The sequence below is a fragment of the Mesorhizobium sp. M5C.F.Ca.IN.020.32.2.1 genome (assembly GCF_004023105.1).
GTDB lineage: Bacteria > Pseudomonadota > Alphaproteobacteria > Rhizobiales > Rhizobiaceae > Mesorhizobium > Mesorhizobium wenxiniae.
The window spans coordinates 1-2,241 of sequence record NZ_RZSX01000963.1; the positions used below are offsets into that span (position 1 = coordinate 1).

The 2,241-nt window shown below is 62.2% G+C and carries 2 protein-coding genes; both read left to right on the forward strand.

Translation table 11 applies throughout. The annotated features are described in order from the left end of the window. Positions 1–178 precede the first annotated feature (178 nt). Positions 179–1,426, forward strand: a complete 1,248-nt coding sequence (locus EOA86_RS31510; protein WP_128345177.1) for an aromatic ring-hydroxylating dioxygenase subunit alpha — start codon at positions 179–181, stop codon at positions 1,424–1,426. A 23-nt stretch (positions 1,427–1,449) separates the two neighbouring features. After that, positions 1,450–2,241, forward strand: a 792-nt coding sequence (locus EOA86_RS31515) for an FAD-binding oxidoreductase (RefSeq protein ID WP_128345178.1), incomplete at its 3' end; no start/stop codon positions are given.

Genomic DNA, 2,241 nt, shown 5'->3' on the forward strand with positions numbered 1-2,241 from the left:
TGTCTGGCCTGTCCGCCGGCCTGCGAGCGATCCTTCCTCCATCACCACCAGTTCAGTCTTTGGAGCGACGTGCGTCCATTTGGACGCACAAAACACGCTCCAAGACTTTGAATTGCGCATCGTGCTTTCCGAAATCGATTCCGATTTCGGGCCGATGCGACGGCTATAAGGACAGGACATGGATGCGCGCAACGACATGCTGAGGCTCTTGCACGGCCGCAGGGCAGGCTATTCGCTCGAGCAGCCCTTCTATACCGATGCCGATTTCTTCAAGCTCGACATGGAGCTGATCTGGTATCGCGACTGGCTGTTCATCGGCCACGATTGCGAGTTGCCGAAGCCGGGCAGCTACATCACTGCCCAGATCGGCGACTATCCGGTCGTGCTGGTCCGCGACCAGCAAGGCAGGATCAATGCCTTCCACAATTCCTGCCGGCATCGCGGCAGCCGCGTCTGCAACGCCGACAAAGGCACGGCGGCGAAGCTTGTCTGCCCCTATCACCAGTGGACCTACGAGCTGGATGGCCGGCTTTTGTTCGCAAGGCAGATGGCGGACGGCTTCGACAAGAGCCAGTTCAGCCTGAAGCCGGTGGCTTGCGAAAGCGTTGGCGGCTACATCTTCATCTGCCTGGCCAAGGAGCCCGCCGATTTCGCGCCGATGCGCGCCATGATCGAGCCTTACCTCCTGCCGCACCGGCTGCGCGACGCAAAAATCGCCTTCGAATCGACCATCGTCGAGAAGGGCAACTGGAAGCTCGTCTGGGAAAACAACCGCGAGTGCTACCATTGCGCCGGCAACCATCCGGAACTGTGCAAGACATTCCCGGAAGCGCCGACCGTGACTGGCGTGCAGGGCGCCGATAGCGATCCGGAGATGCTCATGCACTGGGCGAAATGCGAGGCGGCGGGCTTGCCGAGCAAGTTCCGCATCGATCCGGCCGGGCAGTATCGTGCCACCCGCGCGCCGCTGCTGCGCGATGCCGTCAGCTACACGATGACGGGAAGACGCGCGGTGAAGAAGAACCTTTCCGACAGCGTTTCGACCGAGCGCATCGGCTCGCTGCTGCTCTATCACTATCCGACGACCTGGAACCACATCCTCGGCGACCATGCCGTCACCTTCCGCGTGCTGCCGATCAGCGCCACGGAAACGGCCGTCACCACCAAATGGCTCGTCCACAAGGACGCGATCGAAGGCGTCGATTACGATCTCGCCGAACTCACCCACGTCTGGACCGAGACCAACGATCAGGACCGCCGCATCGTCGAGGAAAACGCCTTCGGCATCCTGTCGCCGGCCTATGAGCCCGGCCCCTATTCTGAACTGCATGAGGGCGGCGTCATCCAGTTCGTCGAATGGTACGCCTCCTTCATCGGGCCGCGCCTTGCCGAGGACGGCCGGCCGGCGTTGCGCAGCGTCGCCTGAGAAAGGTCAAGGGTATGAACGCGATGACGGATCTCGGGCTCTACCGCCATCTCGACGAGATGGCGCCTTGGAACGACAGGCTTCAGGTGCTGGAAGTGATCGGCGTCAGCGACGAGGCGCCTGACGTGAAGACCTTCACCTTCCGCTCCGACAACCAGACCTGGTTCCGCTACAGACCGGGGCAGTTCGTGACGCTGGAACTGCCGACCACTGACGGCCCGCTGATGCGGACCTATACGCTGTCGTCCTCGCCGTCGCGGCCGTTCTCGATCGCGGTGACGGTGAAAGCCCAGGCCGGCAGCCTCGGCACACGCTGGATGTTCGACAATCTAAAACCCGGCGTTCACGTGAAAGCCTATGGGCCGACCGGCGACTTTTCGCTGCACAGCCACCCCGCGGCCAAGTATCTGTTCATTTCGGCCGGCTCCGGCGTGACGCCGATGATGTCAATGCTGCGCTGGCTGAACGACTGTGCGCCATGGACAGATGTCGGCTTCGTCAACTGCGCACGAAAGGCCGAGGAGATCATCTTCCGCAAGGAGCTCGAACTGCTCGGCAGCCGCATGCCGGGCCTAACGCTTGGCTTCATGATCGAGGAGCGCTCCAGCCGCGAGGGCTGGTTCGGCCATATGGGCCGGATCGACGCGATACGGCTGCCGCTGCTGGCGCCCGATTTTCGTGAGCGCGAAACTTTCTGCTGTGGTCCCGACCCGTTCATGCGCGCCGTGCGGCAGATGCTTGAGGCGGCCGGATTCGACATGGCCAACTATCATCAGGAGAGCTTTGCGGCCCCAGTAGTGGAGGAAATACTGGCC